Source organism: Archangium sp. (assembly GCF_036388035.1).
In the GTDB taxonomy this organism is placed as follows: domain Bacteria; phylum Myxococcota; class Myxococcia; order Myxococcales; family Myxococcaceae; genus Archangium.
Genome location: NZ_DASVSO010000677.1, coordinates 1 through 22,312 on the forward strand (window position 1 = coordinate 1; position 22,312 = coordinate 22,312).

Consider the following 22,312-nt stretch of genomic DNA (forward strand, 5'->3'; position numbering starts at 1 on the left):
TCGAGTCACTGCTCGCCGAGTGGGCGCGCTCGCCGGTGCTGTGGGAGCGGCGCATCGCGATTCTCTCGACCCTGGCGTTCATCCGCGCGAGAGACTTCAGGCCCACGCTGAAGCTCGCCGGGCTCCTGCTTCACGACCCGCATGACCTGATGCACAAGGCGGTCGGCTGGATGCTGCGCGAGGTGGGCAAGCGGGACCTCGCGGCCGAGGAAGCCTTCCTCGACCGCCATGCCTGGGAGATGCCGAGGACCATGCTGCGCTACGCCATCGAGAAACTCAGCCCGGAGCGCCGCAAGCACTACCTGGAGCGGAAGCGCGCCTGAGGACTCAGAACCGCGAGCGCCGGACCTGAAGCAACCACGCCTCCAGCTCGGCGGCTCCCTCGGGCTCCTCGGGGAGCACGGAGCGCTCCCGCGCCTCATCGAGTCGCTCGAAGGCCCGAGCCACCTGTCCGCGCCAGTGTTCGGACAGGGCTTCGGGCAGCTCGCTGCGCTCACCCCGGCGCTTCCAGGCGACGAGCTCACCCGCCTCGGAGAACCCGTAGCGGTCCATCAGCGCGGTGAGGTCCGTCACCACCTCGCCGGTGAGCAGCGCATGGGTGCCGGTGAGCGTCGTGCGCAGCACGTAGAGAAGCTTCTTGGTGGAGCGGAAGCCCGTCTTCTCCCACTCGCGGAGCTGGCCATGGGCGAAGCCGCGGTAGTGCCGGTGGAGACGCCGCGACAGCGTGCGGCGCACCAGGGGACGCAAGGACTCCAGCTCGGCGGAGCCGCGCAGGGAGTGGGCCCCGAGCAGCCGCTCCAGGTAGTTGCCATTGCCCTGGAGGACGCCGTGCAGCACGGGGGCGAGCTCGTTGGACGAGTAGTCCACCTCGACGCCGTCCAGCACCTCCAGGCGCTCGGTGGAGTCGAGGGGGCCCCGCTGCTCCAGGCGGAGCAGTTGCGAGGTGGGGGCGACGTGGACGCACTTGAGGTCCAGGTCGCTGTCGGGCGACGGGAAGCCGTACGCGTGCGCGCCCGAGAGGGACACGACGAGGTGCTCGCGGCGGGCCGACTCTTCATCGAGCACGCGGTCGGCCACCTGGGCCTGGTGCTCCGTCATCAGGTTGCGCGTCATGACGTTTCTTCCTTCCATTCGACGGCCGGGGGCGCGGGAGCGTCGCGGCCGAGCGGCCCGGGCTCCTGCATCACCCAGCGCCGCGCCAGCTCCTCGCCCACGCGCCGCAGCAGCCGGTCCGCGCGCCCGTAGTCGGGGAACGCCGGGAGCCGGCTGGTGCGGTGGGCCTCTTCCAGTTCCGGTGCCAGGGCCTCCGCGTCCCGCAGCACCTCCTCCAGCGGGACCCGGCCCGCCTTGATGTCCAGCATGCGCTCGCGGTGGGGGCCGGAGACCTCGAAGGTGGGCACCCCGTCCCGCAGCCACCCCGTGGCGAGCACCACGAGGCGCAGCAGGTTGTAGGCGTTCTTCGGCCGCAGCTCGCGAGCGCTGGGAGGCCGCTGGCCGCCACCGCGCGCATAGCGGGTGAGGGCGGCGAGGTCGTTGGCCTCGAGGAGGCCCTGGTCCCACAGCGAGCGGTAGAGCTGCTTGAGGTACGTCTTGGCCGCGAGCAGCGCGTCCTCGGGAGTGGGGGCGGAGCGCGGGGAGATGGCCGCGAGCCGTCGGGCCACCTCGTCGAGGCTCGGGGCGGGCTCCTCGCACAGCCACTCGAGCACCAGGTCGCGGTGCTCGGCGAGCCGCTGGCTGCGGGTGAGCTTGTCGAGCTGACTCATGGCGTACCGGCCGAAGCTGCCGAAGATGGCCTTGGAGACGAAGGCGTCGCGTTCGGCGAGCAACCACTCGCCCAGCGGGTCCGAGGCGCGGGCGCTGGGGACGAAGAGCATCTCCAGGGTGTTGGGGTCGGCCCGGAGGGCCTGCTCCACCGCCTTGGAGAGCTCCCAGTAGGTGTGGCTGCCGTCGGCGCTGACGAGATCCTTCGGCTTGTCGGCGAGGCCGAAGTGCCAGGGGAGGGGGAGGCCGAAGACGCCGCGCAGGTCGACGTCGGAGGACTCGTTGGCGAGCCCCCAGGCCTGCGAGCCCACCACGGTCTCCACCACCACGCACGGGCGCAGGGCATCCCAGGTGGCGGCGCGCCGGAGCGCGAACTGGAGCTGGCCCGGCTTGCGAGGCACCAGCTCGTCCCGGGCGTACCAGAGCTCGCCCACGCCGACGACCTGGACGTCGAAGCCCCCGCCGCGCTCACGCACCACGCGGCCCACCACGCCCTGGGGTACGCGCCGGTCTCCAGCCACGCGCTCCACGCGGGTGGTCACCTCGGTGCCATGGGGCAGGGGGACGGACAGCTTGTCGACCTGCTCATAACCCCGGGGACGGGCCATTCCCTCGGTCGAGTCCTGCTCGGGAGTCTTGGTTCCGCGGGTCATGGGCGCCTCCGGCTGGGGAGTACAGGTTGCCCATGGACGTTACTGGCGCGGAAGCCTGACGCAATGTCACTTCAGAACGTCGTGAGCGACAGCACCGGGCTGCGGCGTGCCACCGCCTCCCGCGCGAACTTCACAATGATTCATGCGGCCCTCGCAGAGCGGTTCAGTTGGTGTTCTTCTCCTGCTGGTTGATGGGGATGGGCTGCCTTGCTCACTGATGTGCACTGCTGTAAGCTGGTGGGTCTTGTTGTCGCGATTCCAGGGAGTGCTCCCAGCCATGAGGCTTTGAAGATGAAGTGCTTGCGAGATCGTCAAACACCTCATCGTTCAGGCGCAACGGTGCCGCCCGGGAAAATCCTTCAGCCTTCCACCGCGGGGTGTATCTGGCTGTTCATGGCCATGCTCGTCTCCCATTCATGTGCGAGCCCCCCTAGGGATTATATCCTCTACTCGGGTCCTGGGAGTGACGAGGCTTCAGGGCCATGGAGTCGCTTCCCGGGCGTATTGCTGTCGCGGAAGGACCTGACGCAACACGCGATACCAGGGCTCTTGCCTATCGAGGTGTTGAAGGTCATGGCGGACGAGGTCCTCCGCCTCGAGGGAGCAACGAGCTGCGACGCGACCGACCCGGTGAACCGCACGCCCATCCTCAACATTTCGGCCGAATACTGCAGCGCGCTTTACGTGGTCAATACGGCAGAGAACGAGCAGGCTTCCAGCTATGAGCTGCGCTTGACTACCCCTCGGCGAAACCTGGTCAATTCAGAAAGGGGTTGCTTCCCACCCCAATTCGTCAGGGATGCGGACTTCCCAGCTCGCCGGACCACCCTTATTGGATTGCTTCATAACCATCCGTGTTGGCGTGGGCCATCGACTCCAGACATGGGAACATGGCCTGTGGACTTCGACTTCACACGAGGCATGTCCCGTCTGGATCTCTACCCGGGAAACGGCGTCACTGGCGAGCCTCCCGTCGTCGATGGCACTCCCATCGTGGTGCAAAGCTTCATCTTTGCGCGGAAGGGCAATCAGCCCATCTACCTGCTCTTGCGCTCCACCGGAGATGTCCACGAGTGGAATGGAAGGGAATGGGAGTGGCGAGCCCGATGCGAGCCGGATCCGTCCGGAGGCGGGCCGGCGAAATGTATGCCCCCCTTCACCCCTGGCGGTGGGTAATGCGCCACAGGCACAAGGAGCAGGTCATGCGTCTCACATGCGCGATTCTGGCGGTGGCCATGAGCTCCACGGGGTGCAGTGTGCTTGCCCCATTTCTTCGCAGCAGGGAGCCAGCGGTGCAGTGGCCAACGCCCGAAGAGCTGGCGAAGCTTCAGCCTGTCGCGAGCGAGGTCAACGGAGAAATCAACGGAGAGGCCGCGCTGGTCGCGGCAGCGGCGATCCGGGAGACGGCTCGGCTCTGGTCCGGGCAAGGTCTCTTCGAGGGCTGTCCTACACCTGCCGCGGGGCTGAGCGCGACGGTGTATGCATGGAAAGGCCATTACTATGTCAGCATCGCTCAACGGTTTGAGCGTTGTGGGGGCAAGCGCTTCCGGATGCTTGACTGGTGGGAGGCTTTCGCTGTTTCTCCCGAGGGGCAGGTTCTGGCTCGGCAGCCCTATGGTTTCTAACACCGCGGCTTCGGCGAGTGACACGGGCAACACCGTGTCGTGCTCGACCCAGAAGAGCAGGGTGGGCTGCTTCACCTCGCCCAGTCGCTCGCGCTCCAGACCCACGCGGAAGAAGAGGCGGGCATCCAGCGCCTCCGGGCCTGGCCGTTCCTGGCGGAGGCCTGACGCAACGTCTCCTCAGAACGTCGTGAGCGACAGCACCGGGCTGCGGCGTGCCACCGCCTCCCGCGCGAACTTCACCAAGCCCGAGAGGATTTCGCGCAGCTTCTCCGGCTGGTGATTCTCCTGGTCGAGCCGCTCCACCCAGGCGTCAACGAGGCCGGGCACGTTCTCGTCCGGCACACGTGCCAGCGCCTGGATGAAGGAATCCACCACGCAGGCGACGATCATGCCGTCTTCCTCCCGGAAGATGAGCCGATCCGCCAAGGTGGGTTTGGCCGTGATGGCCTTCGCGCCCCGGAGTGCGGCGGAGAGCGCCATCAGCTCCATCTCGATGAGCGGAAGCTCGATGTTCGGCCAGTCTTCCGGGGAGTGCTCCTCGGTGGTGACGATGGACTCGATCGCCTCCGCCTCTTCTTTTTTCGCGATGAACCAGGTCGTTATCTGCACGAAGGTGCTCCGATGAGGTTATCGGCACGACTCTATATCACGACATGACTTCTTGGGTAGAATGGTCCGCCCAGTCTTTTCAGGACGGCTCGGAGGGTGGCATCGCCGATGTCGTGGAGGTAGCCCCCGCCGTGAGCACACCGCCGTACAGACTGCCCGGGCCCGGGGACCTGGTGGGCCAGTACCGTGTGGTGGCTCCCCTGGGCCAGGGGGGCCAGGGCTACGTCTACAAGGCCGAGTGCGCCGGACGCTTGGTCGTCCTCAAGTTCTTCCGGTCGCGCCCGGTGTGCCCCTCGGGCGAGCTCGAGATCGACATCCTGCGCCACCTTCAGCACCCCAACGTGGTGCGGGTGCTGGGCTACGGCTGGTGGCCGGACCCGGAATGGGGCTTCCTCTACATCGTCATGGAGTACGTGGAGGGCCTGACGCTGCTGGCGCATGCCCTGGAGCACAACCCCTCGGCGCGTCAGGCCGCCACGCTGCTGCTCGGGGCGGCGCGTGCGCTCGGCGTGGTGCACCGCCGGGGCGTGCTGCACCGGGACATCAAGCCGGAGAACCTGCTGGTGAGGACAGCGGACGGGCAGCCGGTCTGGGTGGACTTTGGCGTGGGCCACCTGGAGGGACGCACCACGCCGCCGGGCCGGTCGGGGCTACCGCCGGGGACCCCCGAATTCACCAGCCCGGAGGCCTACCGCTTCCTCCAGGAGCATGGAGAGGAGGCGCGCTACCAGCCGGGGGTGGCCGACGAGGTGTGGGCCCTTGGCGTCACCGCCTACGAGCTGCTGACGGACGAGCTGCCCTTCGGCTCGCGCGTGGGCAATCCCCGGATGGTGAGGCACATCCGCACCCGGACACCCGAGGCGCCGCACGAGCGCAACCCGCGCGTCCCGGTGGCGCTGAGCCGGGTGTGCATGCACCTGCTGGAGAAGCAGCCCGGGGCTCGCCCGGCGGACATGGAGGCGGTGGCTGCGGCGCTGGAGACGGCGCTGGCCAGGGCGGATACGGGCTGGGACGTGCCTCTGGTGGACCCGGACGCGCCGCAAGTGCGCACGACGGAGGAGATACCCGGCAAGGTGGTGGACCGGGACACGTGGGAGCGCTTCAAGCAGGAGTTCAAGGCCATGAAGCCCCGGCGGGGGCGCGTGCGCAAGGCGCGGCGCGGGCCCCCGCCCCCGAAGGCACCCGCCCCGAGCGCCCCGCCGCTCGGGCGCACCAGGGTCGTGGCCGTGGCACTCGTTGGGGTGCTGCTGGGAGCGCTGGTGGGGGTCAGCCCATGGGGTGTTCAACCCCTACCTCCCGGGCGGCTGGAGAGCCACCCGACGCCGCACGCCTTCCTCGGCGGCGAAGTGGCGGTGCCGCGCGAGCAGTCCGAAGCTGGAGGGGGCGCGGTGCCCTTCGTGCCTCTCACCCCCGCGTCCACTCTCGCCACCATGATTCGCAAGGAAGACGCCCGCTTGAAGAAGCAAGAGAAGCCCGCGCCCAGGCCCCAGCGCAAGGCACCGGACTGTGTCCCCACCACCCAGCGCACCTGCGTGGCCGGAATCTGCACCCTCCTCCTCACCGGCTGCACCACCACCACGACCCAGGTGGTGCGCCCCCCTCCCCAACCCGCCGACTGCCCGCCCATTGCCCTGAAGACCATGGAGGAGCTGGGCATCCGCATGGGCGTCGAGGTCGGCGTTGGCTTCCCCCACGAGGGCGGTGTCAAGCCCGTCACCGTGCGTGAGTCCACCCCGGTGGTGTTGAAAGACACGTTGGGCAAGCTCCAGGCCGGCACCGAGTTCTCCGGGCGGCTCTACCTGGGGGCGGAGCGCGTCTACGGCCGCTTCACCCAGGCCCGGACGCTGGGGGGGAAGACGTACCCGGTTTGCCTCGAGTTGCGCGACGGAGGGAAAGACGCGCTGGGGGCGGTGCGGGAAGACGTTGGCGGCCCCGCCGACGCGGCCGTGGTCCTTTCCTCGCAAGATGCCCTGGTGGTGGATCACTTCGAGTAGCCCCCGGCGTGGGCTCGGGTGGCCAGGAGGCGGGGCGGCACGGAGCGGGGAGGTGTGGTAGAGGCCAACGTTTCGGGTCTCTTCTGCCCGCCTTTCCTTGGAGGTTGACTCGCCGTGCCCCTCATTTTCCCCATAGGCCTGCTTTCGCTGGCCGTCCTCGCCACTTCCCCCATGGCCGCCGAGCTGCCCCACCCGGACACATGTGAGACGGCGAGCCCCCTCATCGAGCTGACGGCCCAGCCCAGCGCGAAGACACCCGTGGTGTGTATCAGCCCGGACGTGCCCCTCACGTTCCGGTTCAACGCGCCGCTGCAACCCGACTCCGAGCGGATTGAGGAGCGCGAGCGCTTCGAGGACGTGGCCCCCGGGCAGACGAGCCTCCTGCTGGTGCCCCCGAAGAACCTGGAGGAAGGGGAGCGTTTCAGGGTGGAGGTGTGCTTCGCCGACGGGGCGGCCCCCGAATGCGCCACCTTCGTGCTGCTGGGGCACCCGAGCCTTGGCAGGTCGCAGGTGAAGGTGTTCCGCCTGCCCCGTTCGGTGGCGTCCTGTCAGGAGGCGGAAAAAGAAGCGTGGGCGGAAGTCCAGCGGTGTCGGGAGGAGGTGCGGCAACTGCGCGCCGAGCGTGGCGTACCGGAGGGGCTCAGCGGTGTGTTCGCCTCGGGGCTGGTGGGGGAGGAGGGCATTGCGTCCAAGGACCTGCGAGGCACGCTCACCGAGCTGAAGGGCAACGCCCTCTTGCCCGACAAGGTCCGCAGCTACCGCGCGAAGGGCCGCGTCGCGGTGGAGTTGTGGCTGGAGAATCCCGGTGCGGAGTCCTGGACGGCGGTGGGCGCGGTGCTGCGCGGCCCCAAGGGCAAGGTGCTCAAGCCGCTCCCGCTCTGGCAGCCGGAGCCCCTTGCCCCAAGCGCTTTACAATTCGAGCGCGGGCTAAAGCGGGGCCGCGTGGTGGTGGAGGCACTGGCCACGCAGCAGGAGGCCCGGGGCAGCTACACCCTGACCCTCTGGGACGCGGAGCGCCGACGCACCGTCACCCTCGGCAACGTGACGTTCCCGTGAGGCCGCTCCGCGAGAGGATTTGGTTCCGCTGCCGACCAACCTGAAACACCCTTCAGCTATCTACCTACCCACTGGGTTGACGGGAGCCCGCGTGTGCGGCAGGGGGCTTCAAGTACGAGATTCTCTCCGGGACGGCGTCGAACTTGGCGCGGCATGGCAGGCGCATGGCGGGCGAGTTCTTCCGGATGCTCACCTTCTGAGAGGGGCGCGGATGTTCTTCACCAAGGTCTTCTATGAGGACAAGGAAATCGAAAACGAGCGGCTGGAACTGACGGACAAGAACTCACTCTATTTCCTGGGTTCCAACCTGACGCTGCGCAACTGCGCCCTCGTCCTCAAGGTGCCCGCCAGCAACCTGTTCATCAACGGAGTTCGTTTCATCGGCTGCACCTTCGAGGTGAAGCAGGAGTTGAAGAACCACGATTGGTCGCGTGCGTTTCTACGGGGCTGCCGATTCAAGGGGCGCCTGTCGGGGTGTGACTTCGGACACCGGCTCCCACAGTCATCGGGCCGGGAGAACGGCGGCATCGAGGACTGTGACTTCACCGAGGCCCGACTCGACGGCTGCCGCTTTCATGGTTGCGACCCCCGTACCCTCCGGTTTCCCGATTGGCCCTGCTTCACCATCCTGGACCCCATTGAGAGAAGCCGCGAGCTGAGCAGCATCCAGTGGCCAGGACGCTTTGGGCGTATTGTCGTCGAGGATCTGCACGATCAGCCGCCTTCCACCAAGGCCATGACGTTTTTCGCCCCAGACCAGGCGAAGCGGTATGAGACAACTGCGGAAGCGCTCAAGACTGTCATCGAGAAGTTCGACTTCATCGTTTACTGACGCGAGGCATTGTTGGCCGTGCTTCGAACAAGGCTTTCAGCTCCATGAGAGTGCGCTCCGGTTGCTCCAGGTGTGGACTGTGGCCGGCCGGCACCCGCGCGATCCGTGCGTGAGGCAGTGCCTTCACCGTGGCCTCGGCGAGTGACACGGGCAGCACCGTGTCGTGCTCGCCCCAGAAGAGCAGGGTGGGCTGCTTCACCTCGCCCAGTCGCTCGAAGCGGTGGAACACGCCGCCCGTGAGCGGCACCAACGTGTTGAAGGCCCGCGTGGCCTCGGGTCTGCCTCCGGGCACCGTCAGCAGCTCGTAACCCAGTGCCATCAGCCGCCGGTTCAGCGGCGTATCCGGCAGTGGCGAGATGCGTCCGAAGAGCTTCGGCCCCAGTGCTCGCGCCACCCGCTCCGGGCCCACGCGGAAGAACAGGCGGGCATCCCGTGCCATCTCCGGGCCCAGCCCCATCGCATCCACCAGCACCAGCCGCTCCACGGGCACGCGGCCTCGCAGCGCCAGCTCCAGTGACACCAGCCCGCCCAGGGAGTGCCCCACCAGCGTCAGCGGGCCCGAGGCCCGCGTGGACAGCACCTCCTCCACCGGCTCGACGAAGAAGCGCAGCCCGTCCTCGGCCGTCCGCAGTGGCCCCTGGGGCACCGAGGAGCACCCGAAGCCCGGCAGGTCCACCGCCAGCACCCGGTGCTCCCGGGCCAGCTCCGGGAGGAGCGGGTACCACATCGTCCCCGCGTTCCCGCGCCCATGCAGCAGGACCACGGGAGGGCCCTCGCCCCCTTCGAGCACCCGCAGCACCCCTCCACCCCGCAGCGGGCACAGCCGGGAGCCCCACCCGGGGCCCAGCTCCCCCAGCAGCGCCGCCTCCACCGCTCCCAGGTGTGTCCCGCCTACACCGGGGGCGTGGCTTTCCTCGCCCCGATGTGGTTTGGGGTGCTCCTGCCGGTCGTTCCTGGGTCTTTCCGGGGGCATGGGCCCCCGAAATTACCGGAATGCGCGGCGTGCTGCGTTGTTGAGCGGCGTACCTACATCACCCTAGGCTGCCCGCCTCCCCAGGGTTGGTAGAGACGACACCTATGAACACGGACATCCGCGCGCTCACCGAGCGCGTCCAGCAGGAGAGCAGCTTTGTCGAGCTCCTCAACCAGGAGGTCGGCAAGGTCATCGTCGGCCAGCGCTACATGCTGGAGCGCATCCTCATCGGCCTCTTGTGCAATGGCCACGTCCTGCTCGAGGGCGTACCGGGCCTCGCCAAGACGCTCACGGTGCGCACCATCGCCGACAGCATCAGCGCCAGCTTCCAGCGCATCCAGTTCACCCCGGATCTGCTGCCCGCCGACGTGGTGGGCACGATGATCTACAACCAGCAGGCGGCCAACTTCACCGTCCGCAAGGGCCCCGTCTTCGCCAACGTGCTGCTGGCGGACGAGATCAACCGTGCCCCGGCCAAGGTGCAGTCGGCGCTGCTGGAGGCCATGCAGGAGCGGCAGGTCACCATCGGTGACACGTCCTTCCCGCTGCCCTCGCCCTTCCTGGTGCTGGCCACGCAGAACCCCATCGAGCAGGAGGGCACCTACCCGCTGCCCGAGGCCCAGGTGGACCGCTTCATGCTCAAGGTGCGGGTCGGCTACCCCACGCGCGAGGAGGAGAAGGTCATCATGGACCGCATGAGCGGCGGCAAGCCCCCGCAGGCTCAGAAGGTCATCGACCTGAACCACCTCGTGCGCGCCCGCGAGCTCGTCCAGCAGATCTACATGGACGAGAAGGTGAAGGACTACATCCTCAACGTGGTCTTCGCCACGCGCGAGCCCGGTCGCTATGGCCTCAAGGACCAGGCGGACTACATCCAGTTCGGCGCGAGCCCCCGTGCCACCATCGCGCTGAGCCAGGCCTCGCGCGCCCACGCCTTCCTGCGCCACCGCGGCTTCGTGACGCCCGAGGACGTCAAGGCCGTGGCCTTCGATGTGCTCCGCCACCGCATCGCCCTCACCTACGAGGCCGAGGCCGAGGAGCTCACCACCGAGAAGCTCATCCAGCGCGTCTTCGATCGCGTCGAGGTTCCGTAACCTCACCCGGGCCAGGAGTCGAGGGAACGCGCCGTGCTCGCCAAGGACATCATCCGCCGCATCCGCAAGCTGGAGATCCGCACCCGCAAGGTGGTGTCGGACATGCTCGCGGGCCAGTACCACTCGGTCTTCAAGGGCCGGGGCATGGCCTTCTCCGAGGTGCGCCAGTACCAGCCCGGTGACGAGATCCGCATCATCGACTGGAACGTCACCGCGCGCATGAACGAGGCCTACGTCAAGGTCTTCACCGAGGAGCGCGAGCTCACGGTGATGCTCCTGGTGGACGTGTCCGCCTCGAAGGAGTTCGGCTCGCGCGAGCGCTCCAAGTCGGAGATCGCCGCCGAGGTGGCCGCTCAAATCGCCTTCAGCGCCACCGCCAACAACGACCGGGTGGGGCTCATCCTCTTCTCGGACCGGGTGGAGAAGGTGGTGCCGCCGCGCAAGGGCCGCACGCACGTGATGCGGCTCGTGAGCGACATCCTCACCTTCCAGCCCAAGGGGAAGGGGACGGACCTCGCCGCGGGCCTCACCTACATGAGCCGGGTGGCGCGCCGGAAGACGGTGACGTTCCTCGTCTCGGACTTCCTCGCCCAGGGCTACGAGCAGTCGCTGCGCCTCGTGGGCCGCAAGCACGACCTGGTGCCCGTGGTCATCGAGGATCCGCTGGAGCAGGAGTTCCCCCGCCTGGGGCTGGTGGAGATGGAGGACCCGGAGACGGGCGAGCGCTTCGTGGTGGACACGAGCGACCCGCTCGTCCGCGGCCGCTTCGCCCGCGCCATGCAGGCCTCGCGCGAGGAGCGGCGCAAGCTCTTCAAGAAGCTGGAACTGGACCATGTGGAGCTGAGCACCGGGGATGACCACGGCATGGCCCTGGTGCGCTTCTTCCGCGCCCGCTCCCGGAGGATGGCGGCATGAGGTGGCTGGCTCTCGTCGCGCTCCTGCTCGTCTCGCCGGCCTGGGCCCAGGAGCCGGCCGTCCCGCCCCCGGCCCCGGCCAGCGCGAAGCTGCCGGAGGTGGAGCCCTCGGGCTTCCAGGGCCGCGTGCTGCCCGAGCGGGTGCTCCTGGGCGAGCCCTTCACCTACGAGCTCGTCATCACCCACCCGGCGGACCAGCGCTACGAGCTGGACCTGCCGCCGGAGCTCGGGGACTTCGAGCTGCTGTCCCAGTCGCGCGAGCCTCCGAAGGCGGGCATGGAGCCGGCCGTCACCGTCTTCCGGCTGAAGCTGTCCGCCTTCAACCTGGGCATGGTGACGCTGCCGTCCGTGCCCTTCGTCGTGTCCACGCCCGAGGGCCCCAAGCGCTTCGAGGCTCCGGGACAGACGCTGGAGGTGGGCTCCACCCTGCCTCCTGACGCCGACTCCCAGGGCGCCGACCTCCGGGACATCCAGCCGCCCACCGAGGTGGCCATCCGCTCGTGGATGCTGCTGTGGGTGCTGGCCGGAGTGCTGGCCGCCGTCGCGCTGGGGTTCATGGCGTGGCGGCTCTTCCAGAAGTACCGCGGCCGTGCCGCCGCGGTGGTGGAGCTGCCCGCGCCCCTGGACGTGCGCACCCGCCGGGCGCTGGACTCCCTCAAGTCCGAGGACCTGCCCACGAAGGGCAATGTGAAGGACTTCTATTTCCGGCTGTCGGAGATCGTCCGCGGCTACCTGGGCGAGCGCTATGGCTTCGACGCCCTGGAGTGCACCAGCTCGGAGCTGATGACGAAGCTGCGGCGCATGCCCACCCCGGGCCTGCCGGAGGACGGACTGCTGCGCTTCGTCTCCGAGTCCGACCTGGTGAAGTACGCCCGCGCCGAGTCCTCTGCGGACTCGTGCCGCGAGGCGCTCGCGTTCGGCTACGAGCTGCTGGACAAGACCTGGCCCCCACCGCCGCCCCCCGAGGCGGTCCCCGTGTCCCATGCTTCCGGACCTCGCGTTTCATAGCCCCCACTTCCTGTGGGGATTGCTGCTCGTGCCGGTCCTCCTGGCATGGGCCTGGCGGGAGCGGCGCTCCCGTGCCGCGCTGCGCTTCTCCGCGGCGCATGTGCTCGCCCGGCAGGGTCGCGGCCTGCGCACGTACATGCTGCCGCTGCTGCCCCTCATGCGGGCCTTCGCGGTGGCCGCCGCCGTCGTCGCGCTCGCCCGGCCCCAGTCCCGCGACTCGCGCGTGAGGGACTTGAGCGTCGAGGGCATCGACATCGTCGTCGCGCTCGACCTGTCCACCTCCATGGAGGCCGGCGACTTCCGCCCGCAGAACCGCCTCCACGTGGCCAAGGAGGTGCTCGCCGAGTTCATCACCAGCCGCGTCAACGACCGCATCGGCCTGGTGGTGTTCGCCGGCGCGGCCTACACGCAGGCGCCGCTGACGCTCGACTACGGGGTGCTCAAGGAGGTGCTGCGGCAGCTGCGCACCCGCGTGCTCGAGGACGGCACCGCCATCGGCGATGCGCTCGCCACCGCGCTCAACCGCCTGCGCGACTCGGAGGCCAAGAGCCGCGTGGTGGTGCTCATCACCGACGGTGACAACAACGCGGGGAAGATTTCGCCGCTCGACTCGGCCAGCATGGCGAAGTCGCTGAACATCCCCATCTACACCATCCTCGTGGGCAAGGGCGGCAAGGTGCCCTTCCCCCAGGGCACGGACCTGTTCGGCAACACCGTCTGGCGCGAGACCGAGATTCCCATCAACCCCGAGCTGCTGCAGGACATCGCCGACTCCACCGGCGGCGAGTACTACCGCGCCACCGACCCGGAGAGCCTCAAGCAGGGCCTCCAGAAGGTGCTGGACTCGCTGGAGCGCTCCAAGCTGATGGAGGGTGGGGCCTCGGCCAACTACCGCGAGGACTACCACCCGTACCTGTTGCTGGCCTTCGGACTCGCCGCGCTGGAGCTCCTCCTGCGCTCCACCTTCCTGCGGGTGTTCCCGTGATGCGGACGGACCCCTGGCACTTCACCATCCTCGGCTACCAGGTGGGGCTCGCGCAGCCCCTCTTCCTCGCGCTGTGCGCGGCGGGCGTGCTGGTGGGCACCCTGGCCCTCGTGTCGGCGCTGCGCCGGCGCTCCCGGGTGCGCGCGCTGCTCAACGAGCGCCTCGTGGACAAGCTGGCCCCGGGCACCTCGCGCTGGCGTCCGGCGGTGCAGGGCGGCTTCTACGGGCTGGGGCTGCTCCTCTTCGGGGTGGCACTGGCCCAGCCCCAGTGTGGCACCAAGAGCGAGCTGACGAAGCGGCGCGGCATCGACGTGGTGGTGGCGCTGGACGTCTCCAAGTCCATGCTCGCGCGCGACGTGCAGCCCAGCCGCCTGGAGCGCGCCAAGCTGGAGCTCACCACGCTGCTGGACGAGCTGAAGGGCGACCGGGTGGGCCTCGTCGCCTTCGCCGGAGATGCCTTCATCCAGTCGCCCCTCACCTCGGACTACTCGGCGGTGAAGCTCTTCCTGCGCGCGGTGGAGCCGGACCAGATGCCCCAGGGCGGCAGCAACATCGGCGACGCGCTGCTGCTCTCCAAGCAGCTCCTGGAGAACGCGGACCGCGGCGCCAAGGAGAAGGTGGTGGTGCTGCTGTCGGACGGCGAGGACCTGGTGGGCCAGGTGGATGAGGCCGTGGCCGCGCTCAAGGAGGCCGGCGTCCAGGTGCTCACCGTGGGTGTGGGCTCGGAGCAGGGCGAGCCCATCCCCGTCTACAACCGCCGGGGCGAGTTCGTGGACTTCAAGAAGGACAGCAGTGGCGAGACGGTGATTACGCGCCTGGACCGGGGCGGCCTCACCTCCATCGCCGAGCGCACCGGGGGCGCCTTCTATTTCCAGCCGCGCGGCGTGGCCATGTCCCAGGTGCTGGAGCGCATCGAGGCGATGCAGAAGAGCGAGCTGGAGAGCCGCGTCACCGTCCGCTACGACGAGCGCTTCCAGACGTTCGCCCTGCCGGGGCTCGCGCTGCTGGTGCTGGGGATGTTGATGCTGCCGTCCGCGCGCCGGAGGTCGTCGTGAGCAGGGGAGTCATGGGCATGCGCGCGTGGGTGCTGGCGCTCCTCGCCGTGGGGCTGGCGCTGCCGTCCGGGGCGCGGGCCGCGGGGCTGCTGGAGAAGGAGCACCCGCTCATCCAACAGGGGCGCCAGGCGTATGACGCCGGCCGCTACGAGGACGCGCTCTCGGCCTTCGAGCAGGCCAAGAAGGAGCGGCCGAACGACCCCGCGGTGGAGTTCAACCGCGGCGACGCGCTGATGAAGCTGGGCCGCTACGACGAGGCCCTGAAGGCCTTCCAGCAGGTGGGCGAGTCCAAGCAGCCGGAGCTGCGGCAGAAGGCCACCTACAACCAGGGCAACGTCCACGCGGCGACGGGCAACACGCGCGAGGCGATGAAGGCCTACCGCCGCGCGCTCACGATGGACCCGTCGGACGAGCAGGCCCGCCACAACTACGAGGTGCTGCTGAAGAACCTGCCTCCACCCCAGAAGGGTGGGGGTGATGGCGGCACGGATGGCGGCCAGGACGGCGGGATGGATGCTGGCCAGGACGCCGGCCGGCCTGACGCGGGCTCGGATGGCGGTCAGCCGCAAGATGGCGGCACACCGAAGGATGATGGCGGCGTGGACGGTGGCGACGCCGGGATGGATGCGGGCGCCGACGGTGGGACGGATGGCGGTCAGGACGGTGGCCAGGGCGATGGAGGCCAGCAGGACGGGGGCCAGGGCGACGGCGGCCAGCAGGATGGTGGTACGGATGGCGGCCCGGGCGATGCCGGCATGGATGGAGGCCAGGGCGATGGAGGCCAGGGGGATGGGGGCCAGGGCGAGGACGAGGAGGGCCAGGAGTCGGACGGTGGCACCGAGGGCGAAGCCGAGGAGGTGGGCGACGCGGGTGTCAATCAGGAGGACATCGATCGTCAGGAAGCCGAGCGGCTCCTGGATGCGATGAAGCAGAACGAGAAGAATCTCCAGATGTGGCGCTTCCAGCAGAAGAAGCGGCAGAGGAACCCCAATGAGAAGGACTGGTAGCGGTGGCGCGGCGCTGGCCGCGCTCGCCCTGCTGCTGGCGGCGATGCCAGCGTGGGCGGGAGTCGAGTTCTACCAGACGGTGGACCGCACCGAGGTGGGCACGGAGGACATCTTCCAGCTCACCGTGGTGGTGGTGGACCCGCCGGACAACGCGCAGCCGCAGTTTCCCGCGCCCGATGACTTCGAGGTGCTCTCGTCCTCGCAGAGCACCCAGCGCTCCATCGAGATGAGCGGGGGCGGTCCGCCCGTCATCCAGACGGTGCGCAAGTACGTGCTGATGATGCGCGCCAGCCGCCCGGGCTCCCTCACCATTCCTCCGGCCGTGCTCACCGCCGGGGGCCGCACCTACCGCACCGAGTCCATCAAGATGACGGTGCGCAAGGGCCGCGTCTCCCCGCCCGCGCAGGCCAACCGTCAGCAACTGCCGGATCCCTTCCGCAACTTCCCCTTCGGCGGCATGCCGGATCCGCTCGGCGGGGCCGAGGAAGAGGAGGAGCCCGGGGACTCGACGCGAGAGGACCTGCGGATTCCGCGCGGGGACTCGGACCTGTTCCTGCGTGCCACCGTGGACAAGAAGCAGGTGTACGTGGGCGAGCAGGTGACGCTGTCGCTCTTCATCTACTCGCGCGTGGACCTGTCCAGCGTGGACGCGGTGACCATGCCCAAGCTGGAGGGCTTCTGGAGCGAGGACGTGGAGAGCCCCACGCAGCTCTCGGGCGAGCAGCGCGTCGTCAATGGCATCCCCTACCGCACCTACCTGCTGCGGCGCCGCGCGCTCTTCCCGATGAAGAGCGGCCGTCTGTCCATCACCCCCGCCGAGGCGGACATCACCACCGGCTTCCTCTTCGCCGGCCACCGGGTGCACCGCGTCTCCAACGACCTGGACGTGCAGGTGAAGCCGCTGCCCCCGGGTGGGCCCAAGGGCATGTCGAGCGCCAACGTGGGCGAGTGGCGGCTGTCCACCGAGGTGTCCCCGACGAGCGTGGAGCTGGGCCAGCCCGTCACGGTGAAGGTCATCCTCGAGGGCTCGGGCAACGTGAAGAACGCCACCCCGCCGCGGCTGGAGGCGCCCGGTGCGCTCAAGGTGTACGACCCGAAGACGACGGACAAGGTGACGCCCAACCGCTTCCGCATCCAGGGCATCCGGGTGCAGGAGTACCTGGTGATGCCGCAGCGCACGGGCACCTTCACCCTGCCAGCGCTCGAGTTCCCCTACTTCGATCCGAAGACGGGCAGCTACGAGGTGTCTCGCACCGAGCCGGTGGAGCTCACCGTGGAGCCCGGAGCGGGTGGGGTGGCGTCCGCGCCGACGAACGTGCCCACGAACCTGGCGGACGCGGCGGCCGAGCAGAAGAACGTCCTCACCGCGAGCGGCCTGCGTCCGCTGCGCTACCAGGCGCGCTTCGAGGAGCCCGCGGCGGCGGTGTGGCAGCGGCCCTTCTACCTTCCCACGGTGCTGGCGCCGGTGGGACTGATGCTGGCCATGGGCGTGGCGGGGCTGGTGCGCGGGCGGCTGTCGCGCGAGGACGAGGGCAGCCGCAACCGGCAGCGGGCCAAGGCCGCGCGCAAGCGGCTGGTCGAGGCGGAGAAGCTGCGCACGGGCAGCTCCAGCGCCTTCTACGGCGAGGTGGAGAAGGCCGTGCTGAACTTCCTGGAGGCTCGGTTGAAGGTGCCAGTGGGTGGCCTCACGCGCGACGCGCTGGAGGCGAAGCTGACCGAGGCCGGTGTGGACGTGGAGCGCCGCCAGCGGGTGCGCTTCGTGCTGGAGGCGTGTGACGCGGGCCGCTTCGCCCCCGGCGCCGAGCCGACCGCCCGTGAGCGCATCCTGGATGACGCCGCGGCCGTCATGGAGGGTTGGGACAAGTGAGTGCCATCACCGCCATCCTCGTGGCCACGCTGTTGGGGCAGGGCTACTACTCCCCCGAAGAGGCCCAGGCCCTGTACCAGCAGGCCAACGAGTCCTTCTACAAGCAGGAGTACGTCGCCGCGCAGGAGGGCTACGAGAAGCTGCTCTCGCGTGGCTTCGGCGGCCCGGACCTGCACTACAACCTGGGCACCACGTACCTGGCGCGCGGGAACCTGGGCTACGCGATCCTCTCCTACGAGCGGGCGCGGAAGGCCGGAGGCGAGGGGCCGGATCTCGAGGCCAACCTCGCGCTCGCCCGCGCGCAGCAGCTCGACAAGGTGGTGGGCACCGCGCCCGAGGAGCCCTTCCTGCAGCGCGTGGTGGCCGCCACTCCCGGCAATCTCGTGGCGTGGGTGTTCCTCGGGACGTGGCTGGCGGGCTTCGCCTTCCTGCTCCTCTTCCGGCTGATGCGGCCGGGCCAGCGCACCTGGGCGGCGGTGCTGGGCGGCGTGCTGGTGGCCGCGTCGGTGCCGTCCGGCGCGCTGCTGGCCGCGCACGTCTGGGTGCATGAGACGTTGCAGGAGGCCGTGGTCGTCGCGCCCACGCTGCGCGCCCGTGAGTTCCCCCGGGACGAGGCCAAGGTGTCCTTCGAGGTGCACCCGGGCCTGAAGGTGCGGGTCATGGAGGAGACGGGGCGCTACGTGCGCATCCGCCTGCCCAATGGCCTGGAGGGCTGGGCCGAGCGAGAGGGTGTGGCGGAGATATGATCGACATCGTCGATGCGGCGAAGGTGTACCGGCGCGGGCGCACGGAGGTGAGTGCGCTGGCGGGCGTGTCCCTGTCGGTGCCGAAGGGGGAGTTCCTCTCGGTGATGGGGCCGTCGGGCTCGGGGAAGAGCACGCTGCTGAACCTGCTGGGCGCGCTGGACGTGCCGAGCTCGGGGTCACTGCGCATCGACGGGCGTGAGCTGTCGCGGATGAAGGACGACGAGCTGTCCGCCTTCCGGCGCGAGCGGCTGGGCTTCGTGTTCCAGTTCTTCAACCTGATGCCCACGCTGACGGCGCTGGAGAACGTGATGCTGCCGGGGCTGCTGGCGGGCCGGGCGCAGGCGGAGCTGCGGCGGCGGGCCGAGGCGCTGCTGGAGACGGTGGGCCTGGGAGGCCGCACGCACCACCGGCCGGACGAGCTGAGCGGTGGCGAGATGCAGCGGGTGGCGGTGGCGAGGGCGCTGTTGGCGGAGCCGGCGGTGCTGCTGGCGGACGAGCCCACGGGGAACCTGGACTCGCGCACGGGCACGGAGGTGCTGCGGATGCTGCGCGAGGCCACGCGGGAGCGCGGGCTGACGGTGGTGATGGTGACGCACGACCCGAAGGCCGCGGCGGTGGGAGACCGCATCGTGCGCCTGGCGGACGGGCGCATCGTCGGCGACGAGCGGGTGGAGGCGCAGGCGGCCTGAGCAGGGCCCTGGCGAGCGTGTCCCGGGATTGTCAGGCCCGGCGCGTGCGTGGCGTCTGGTGCGTCGCGCGGGGGTGATTCCCGCGTGCGCTCGGCTTGTCCCGGCCCTGAAGCAGAGGCCCCTCCGAGTCTCCATCCGTTTCTCGAGGGCCACCGCCATGTCTCAGGACCGATTCCAGACCAGTCGCGAGGTGTACCACCGCATCCGGTGGGACCCCCGGCTCGACTCGCACGCGTTCACCATCGGCTACGACGCACGCGGCGAGCGCTTGGAGGAGATTCCCTTCCTGGCGTTCGTCCCCGATGGGGAGATTCCCTGGCACCGCGTCTGGTTCTTCCGGCGTGGCCACGAGATGGTGTGGGACCGCCGCGAACGCATCGACCGGATGTCCGAACTCTCCGTCGAGCTCGGCCAGGGCTGATTCGCTCAGAACGTCGCGAAGACGAGCACCTTGCCCAGGGCGTCCGCGCCACGCCCCGGGCCCACGAGCCCCTCGGCGAGTGAGAGGAAGTCCGGCGCCTGCTCCACGTGCTTCGCCACGAGCTGGAAGGTCTCCACCGCCGCCCGGTCCAGTTGCTCCTGGGACACGGGGGTGGGGGAGGGCTCCAGGCAGAGCGCCGCCACCCGAGGATGGCCCACGAGCGCCAGCCGGAGCAGCCCCACCCTCAGGACGAGGCGGAACACGTACGCGAGCAGGCTCGGCGCCTCGGTGAACGGGCTGCGCCAGAGATGGTGGGTGGCGTAGTTGTGGAAGTACTGGCGCACCCGTGCGCCGTGCAGTGCTTCCAGGCGTCGCCACCGCTCCGCGTAGGTGCCCCAGGCCGCGTCCAGCTCTCCCGGGCTGCCTTCACCTAGCCGGAGGGACTCCAGCACGCCTTGGAGCAGCGTGGTGAACCGCTCTCCGCGACCGGCCGCCATCCGGGCCTTCAACACCGAGGTGAACAGGCCCACGCAGGGGCCACCCGGAAGTGCCAGCGCGGAGAAGTCGCGGTGCATGGCTTCCAGCGCGTCCGGGGACTCGAAGCCCTGGAGCACCTCGGCCAAGCGTGCCTCGGTTCCGGCGCGCTCCTCGCCGCGGAAGGACTCCGTCCCCCGGAAGTAGAAGCTGTCCAGCCCGTACGCCAGGTGCCCCAGCAGGGCGAGCCGCGAGGCGAGGGGATACTCGCGCCGGTGCAGGAGTCGCAGCATCGCCGCGCGCACCGTGTCCGCGTGGAAGCCGTAGGCGTCCGCTTCGTCGAGCGGAAGGTGTCTCGCCGATTCCGGCCGGGGGACGTGCTGGGACAGGGACGGCTCGGAGACCGGCTCCACCGCGTCCTCCGCCAGCAGGCACTGGCGCGCCACCTCCGGGCAGGCCAGCGTCCCCGTGACCTCCACCCGCTCGCCCCACTTCGTGACGACGCGCGGAAAGGTGGCGCAGATGTCCGGCAGGACGGCGTCCCCGTGGCGGCGCTGGAGCGAGCAGAGCCGCTCGGTGTCCAGGAAGGGGCAGTGCCCGTCCGGACGCATCTGGATGAAGGCGTGCTCCGGGGTGGAGGCCCCGTCCGGGTTCGGGAGCACGAGTTGATAGAGGCGCTCCGTCTCCTCCGGGCTGCTCGCCACCGTCGCCTGCATCCGCTGCCAGTGCGCCTCGCTCACCGGCACCCGGAGCCCGCTGCAGCAGGTGTCTTCACAGCGCTCCGCGATGCAGCGGAAGCGCGTCATGTAGCGCAGCAGGGTGGGGTCGGTGGCCATGGCTCACCGGGAGACTACCCCCACCCTGGCCCTCGCCCCCAGAGGGAGGGGGCGAGCTACTTGAGCGCGTCGAGCGCCGCCTTCGCCTGCACCAGCCCGTGGCCGTAGCGCGGATCGTGGCCCGAATCGCCCAGGTCCTTCGCGGTGCGCTCCAGCAGCTCCCGCACCTCGGAGGCCTTCAGCGTCGGCCGCGCGCTCCACACGAGCGCCGCCACGGCCGACACATGGGGGGCCGCCATCGAGGTCCCCGGGAACCACGCGTAGTCCACCCCCCGCAGGTTCACATGTACCCGCTTGCCCAAGTTCTTGAGCACCGCGGCGCGCGACTCGCGGCCCACCGCCAGCGTGGGCACCCACTTCTTTCCCGGCCCATCCAGCGCGAGCTGCCAATCCAGCGTCTCCGACTCGTCGGCCCCGAAGATGATGGCCTTCGCGCCCTGCTTGATGACGCTGTTGGCCATGCGCGCGGGCGAGTTGCCCGGAAGCAGCCGCACGTAGGCCACGAAGCCCTCGCACGAGCCGGCCTGGCACCCCTGGGGCTCGCCCACGCCGCAATCCACCAGCTCCCCCGTGTACTCGCCAGCCGGTGCGAAGAAGAGCGAGCGGGAGCGATACGTCTCCCCCTCCGCGTCGAGCGCCGCCAGGGTGGCCCCCTTCACGGTGACCGAGGACAGCACGTCCACGCCGGGCGCCACCAGGCTCAGCCCCTGGCCCCGGTTGGAGAAGGGGGCCACCTCCTCCATCGAGTCCACCGCCCCCACGGCCAGCACGGAGGGGAAGGCCGCCGGGTAGCTCAGGGGCGCCTCGAGATTGGGGCTGCTGTCGTTCCCCGAGGCCGCGACGATGAGCATCCCGGCGTTCTGCGCGGCCTGGAAGGCCTCGCGCGCCGTGCGCCCCATGTCCGCCGTGCTGCCGAGCGACAGCGAGGCGATCTTCGCCCCCTGCTTCTGGCACCACTCGAGCGCCGAGAGCACGTTGCTGATGCTGGCGCGCTCCTGGACGTTGAGCACCCGGGCGATCAGCAGCTCCGCCCCGGGCGCCACGCCCACCATGCCGTCCGCGCTCATGCCCGGGTAGGTCGAGCCTCCCGAGCCGAGCTGGGCCGCGATGATGCCCGCCACGTGCGTGCCGTGGCCGATGCCGCGCACGCCATTCGTCTCGTCGCTCGGGTCGTCGTCATTGTCCACGAAGTCGTGGCCGCCCACGTAGGCCGCCTCCAGCTCGGGGTGCCGCCGGTCGATGCCGCTGTCGATGATGCACACCTTGACGCGCTCGCCCGTCGGGGCTCCCGTGTCGAGCAGGCCGTCCTCGTTGGCGTCCCACACCCTCGGCGCCTGCACGAGCCGCAGCGCCTCGGTGTACTCCTCCACGGAGCCGGCCGTCGTCCTGGAGGCCGCGAGCAGCGAGGTGGGCGCGAGCATGGGCAGTCCGAGCGGTCGCAGCTCCAGGTCCGGCTCGATGCGCTCCACGTCTGGGTCCGCGGCGAGCCGGGCGCGCTCCTCGGGCGTCACGCGCGCGGCCACGGCCGGCACGGAGTGGTACTGGGCCGTCACCTGGCCCCCGAGGCGCTGCACTCCCGCCGCGCTCACCCGGGCGCCGGAGCGGTAGCGCACGATGACGGCCTCCCGGTCATCCCGTGAGGAGGCGTCCAGTTCCCGCGCGGGGAGGGAGCCGGCCGCCACGTCCGTGCACTCGGCGTGGGTCAGCTCCATG

22 protein-coding genes are annotated in these 22,312 nt (G+C 69.7%); 16 read left to right on the forward strand and 6 right to left on the reverse strand.

The annotated features are described in order from the left end of the window. Nucleotides 1-323, forward strand: a 323-nt coding sequence (locus VF697_RS27590; protein ID WP_331099714.1) for a DNA alkylation repair protein, incomplete at its 5' end; no start/stop codon positions are given. Nucleotides 324-327: 4 nt separating this feature from the next. On the opposite strand, the gene VF697_RS27595 is transcribed toward VF697_RS27590, so the two are convergent. Further along, nucleotides 328-1,113: a nucleotidyltransferase domain-containing protein gene (locus VF697_RS27595; RefSeq protein ID WP_331099715.1), complete on the reverse strand. Its 786-nt coding sequence runs from the start codon at nt 1,111-1,113 to the stop codon at nt 328-330. Next, nucleotides 1,110-2,414, reverse strand: a complete 1,305-nt coding sequence (locus VF697_RS27600; protein ID WP_331099716.1) for a DNA polymerase beta superfamily protein — start codon at nt 2,412-2,414, stop codon at nt 1,110-1,112. The genes VF697_RS27595 and VF697_RS27600 overlap by 4 nt, the downstream gene beginning before the upstream one ends. Nucleotides 2,415-3,706: 1,292 nt before the next feature. Between VF697_RS27600 and VF697_RS27605 the strand changes: the two genes are divergently transcribed. Together VF697_RS27605 and VF697_RS27610 are read left to right on the forward strand one after the other, a co-directional pair. Then, entirely contained in the window at nt 3,707-4,039 is a 333-nt protein-coding gene (locus tag VF697_RS27605) for a hypothetical protein (protein ID WP_331099717.1), read from the forward strand. Between the two features lie 39 nt (nt 4,040-4,078). Beyond that, nucleotides 4,079-4,204, forward strand: coding sequence for a hypothetical protein (locus VF697_RS27610; RefSeq protein WP_331099718.1), 126 nt, complete (start codon nt 4,079-4,081; stop codon nt 4,202-4,204). Nucleotides 4,205-4,216: 12 nt separating this feature from the next. On the opposite strand, the gene VF697_RS27615 is transcribed toward VF697_RS27610, so the two are convergent. Beyond that, on the reverse strand, nt 4,217-4,648 hold the full coding sequence (locus VF697_RS27615; RefSeq protein ID WP_331099719.1) for a hypothetical protein: 432 nt from the start codon (nt 4,646-4,648) through the stop codon (nt 4,217-4,219). A gap of 131 nt (nt 4,649-4,779) precedes the next feature. On the opposite strand from VF697_RS27615, the gene VF697_RS27620 reads away from it, so the two are divergent. The 3 genes from VF697_RS27620 (at nt 4,780) to VF697_RS27630 (ending at nt 8,530) form a co-directional block, all read left to right on the forward strand. Next, nucleotides 4,780-6,642 (forward strand): serine/threonine-protein kinase, encoded by a 1,863-nt coding sequence (locus VF697_RS27620; RefSeq protein ID WP_331099720.1) that lies wholly within the window; start codon nt 4,780-4,782, stop codon nt 6,640-6,642. A gap of 114 nt (nt 6,643-6,756) precedes the next feature. Further along, a complete protein-coding gene (locus tag VF697_RS27625) occupies nt 6,757-7,698 on the forward strand; it encodes a DUF2381 family protein (protein ID WP_331099721.1) in 942 nt (313 codons plus the stop codon). Between the two features lie 211 nt (nt 7,699-7,909). Further along, on the forward strand, nt 7,910-8,530 hold the full coding sequence (locus VF697_RS27630; protein WP_331099722.1) for a hypothetical protein: 621 nt from the start codon (nt 7,910-7,912) through the stop codon (nt 8,528-8,530). Here the strand turns inward: VF697_RS27630 and VF697_RS27635 are convergent. Next, complete coding sequence (locus VF697_RS27635; protein WP_331099723.1) at nt 8,517-9,401, reverse strand: alpha/beta hydrolase; 885 nt, start codon at nt 9,399-9,401, stop codon at nt 8,517-8,519. The genes VF697_RS27630 and VF697_RS27635 overlap by 14 nt on opposite strands. A 206-nt stretch (nt 9,402-9,607) precedes the next feature. Between VF697_RS27635 and VF697_RS27640 the strand changes: the two genes are divergently transcribed. The 10 genes from VF697_RS27640 (at nt 9,608) to VF697_RS27685 (ending at nt 19,289) form a co-directional block, all read left to right on the forward strand. After that, the gene (locus VF697_RS27640; protein ID WP_331099724.1) at nt 9,608-10,597 is read left to right on the forward strand and encodes a MoxR family ATPase; all 990 of its coding nucleotides are present in this window, start codon (nt 9,608-9,610) and stop codon (nt 10,595-10,597) included. A 33-nt stretch (nt 10,598-10,630) separates the two neighbouring features. Further along, on the forward strand, nt 10,631-11,512 hold the full coding sequence (locus VF697_RS27645) for a DUF58 domain-containing protein (RefSeq protein WP_331099725.1): 882 nt from the start codon (nt 10,631-10,633) through the stop codon (nt 11,510-11,512). Continuing rightward, nucleotides 11,509-12,519, forward strand: coding sequence for a hypothetical protein (locus VF697_RS27650; protein ID WP_331099726.1), 1,011 nt, complete (start codon nt 11,509-11,511; stop codon nt 12,517-12,519). Before VF697_RS27645 ends, VF697_RS27650 begins: the two co-directional genes overlap by 4 nt. Further along, nucleotides 12,494-13,504, forward strand: a complete 1,011-nt coding sequence (locus VF697_RS27655; protein WP_331099727.1) for a VWA domain-containing protein — start codon at nt 12,494-12,496, stop codon at nt 13,502-13,504. Before VF697_RS27650 ends, VF697_RS27655 begins: the two co-directional genes overlap by 26 nt. Further along, nucleotides 13,504-14,559, forward strand: a complete 1,056-nt coding sequence (locus tag VF697_RS27660; protein WP_414641348.1) for a VWA domain-containing protein — start codon at nt 13,504-13,506, stop codon at nt 14,557-14,559. The genes VF697_RS27655 and VF697_RS27660 overlap by 1 nt, the downstream gene beginning before the upstream one ends. An 11-nt stretch (nt 14,560-14,570) precedes the next feature. Next, the gene (locus VF697_RS27665; RefSeq protein ID WP_414641349.1) at nt 14,571-15,566 is read left to right on the forward strand and encodes a tetratricopeptide repeat protein; all 996 of its coding nucleotides are present in this window, start codon (nt 14,571-14,573) and stop codon (nt 15,564-15,566) included. Continuing rightward, a complete protein-coding gene (locus tag VF697_RS27670) occupies nt 15,550-17,433 on the forward strand; it encodes a BatD family protein (protein WP_331099729.1) in 1,884 nt (627 codons plus the stop codon). The genes VF697_RS27665 and VF697_RS27670 overlap by 17 nt, the downstream gene beginning before the upstream one ends. Further along, the gene (locus tag VF697_RS27675; RefSeq protein ID WP_331099730.1) at nt 17,430-18,179 is read left to right on the forward strand and encodes an SH3 domain-containing protein; all 750 of its coding nucleotides are present in this window, start codon (nt 17,430-17,432) and stop codon (nt 18,177-18,179) included. Before VF697_RS27670 ends, VF697_RS27675 begins: the two co-directional genes overlap by 4 nt. Continuing rightward, nucleotides 18,176-18,868 (forward strand): ABC transporter ATP-binding protein, encoded by a 693-nt coding sequence (locus VF697_RS27680; RefSeq protein ID WP_331099731.1) that lies wholly within the window; start codon nt 18,176-18,178, stop codon nt 18,866-18,868. The genes VF697_RS27675 and VF697_RS27680 overlap by 4 nt, the downstream gene beginning before the upstream one ends. Nucleotides 18,869-19,025: 157 nt before the next feature. After that, nucleotides 19,026-19,289, forward strand: a complete 264-nt coding sequence (locus tag VF697_RS27685; protein WP_331099732.1) for a DUF504 domain-containing protein — start codon at nt 19,026-19,028, stop codon at nt 19,287-19,289. Nucleotides 19,290-19,294: 5 nt separating this feature from the next. Here the strand turns inward: VF697_RS27685 and fliB are convergent, their stop codons facing one another. Further along, the gene (fliB, locus tag VF697_RS27690) at nt 19,295-20,599 is read right to left on the reverse strand and encodes a flagellin lysine-N-methylase (RefSeq protein WP_331099733.1); all 1,305 of its coding nucleotides are present in this window, start codon (nt 20,597-20,599) and stop codon (nt 19,295-19,297) included. A gap of 56 nt (nt 20,600-20,655) precedes the next feature. Then, a partial coding sequence (locus VF697_RS27695; RefSeq protein WP_331099734.1) for a S8 family serine peptidase occupies nt 20,656-22,312 on the reverse strand: 1,657 nt, incomplete at its 5' end.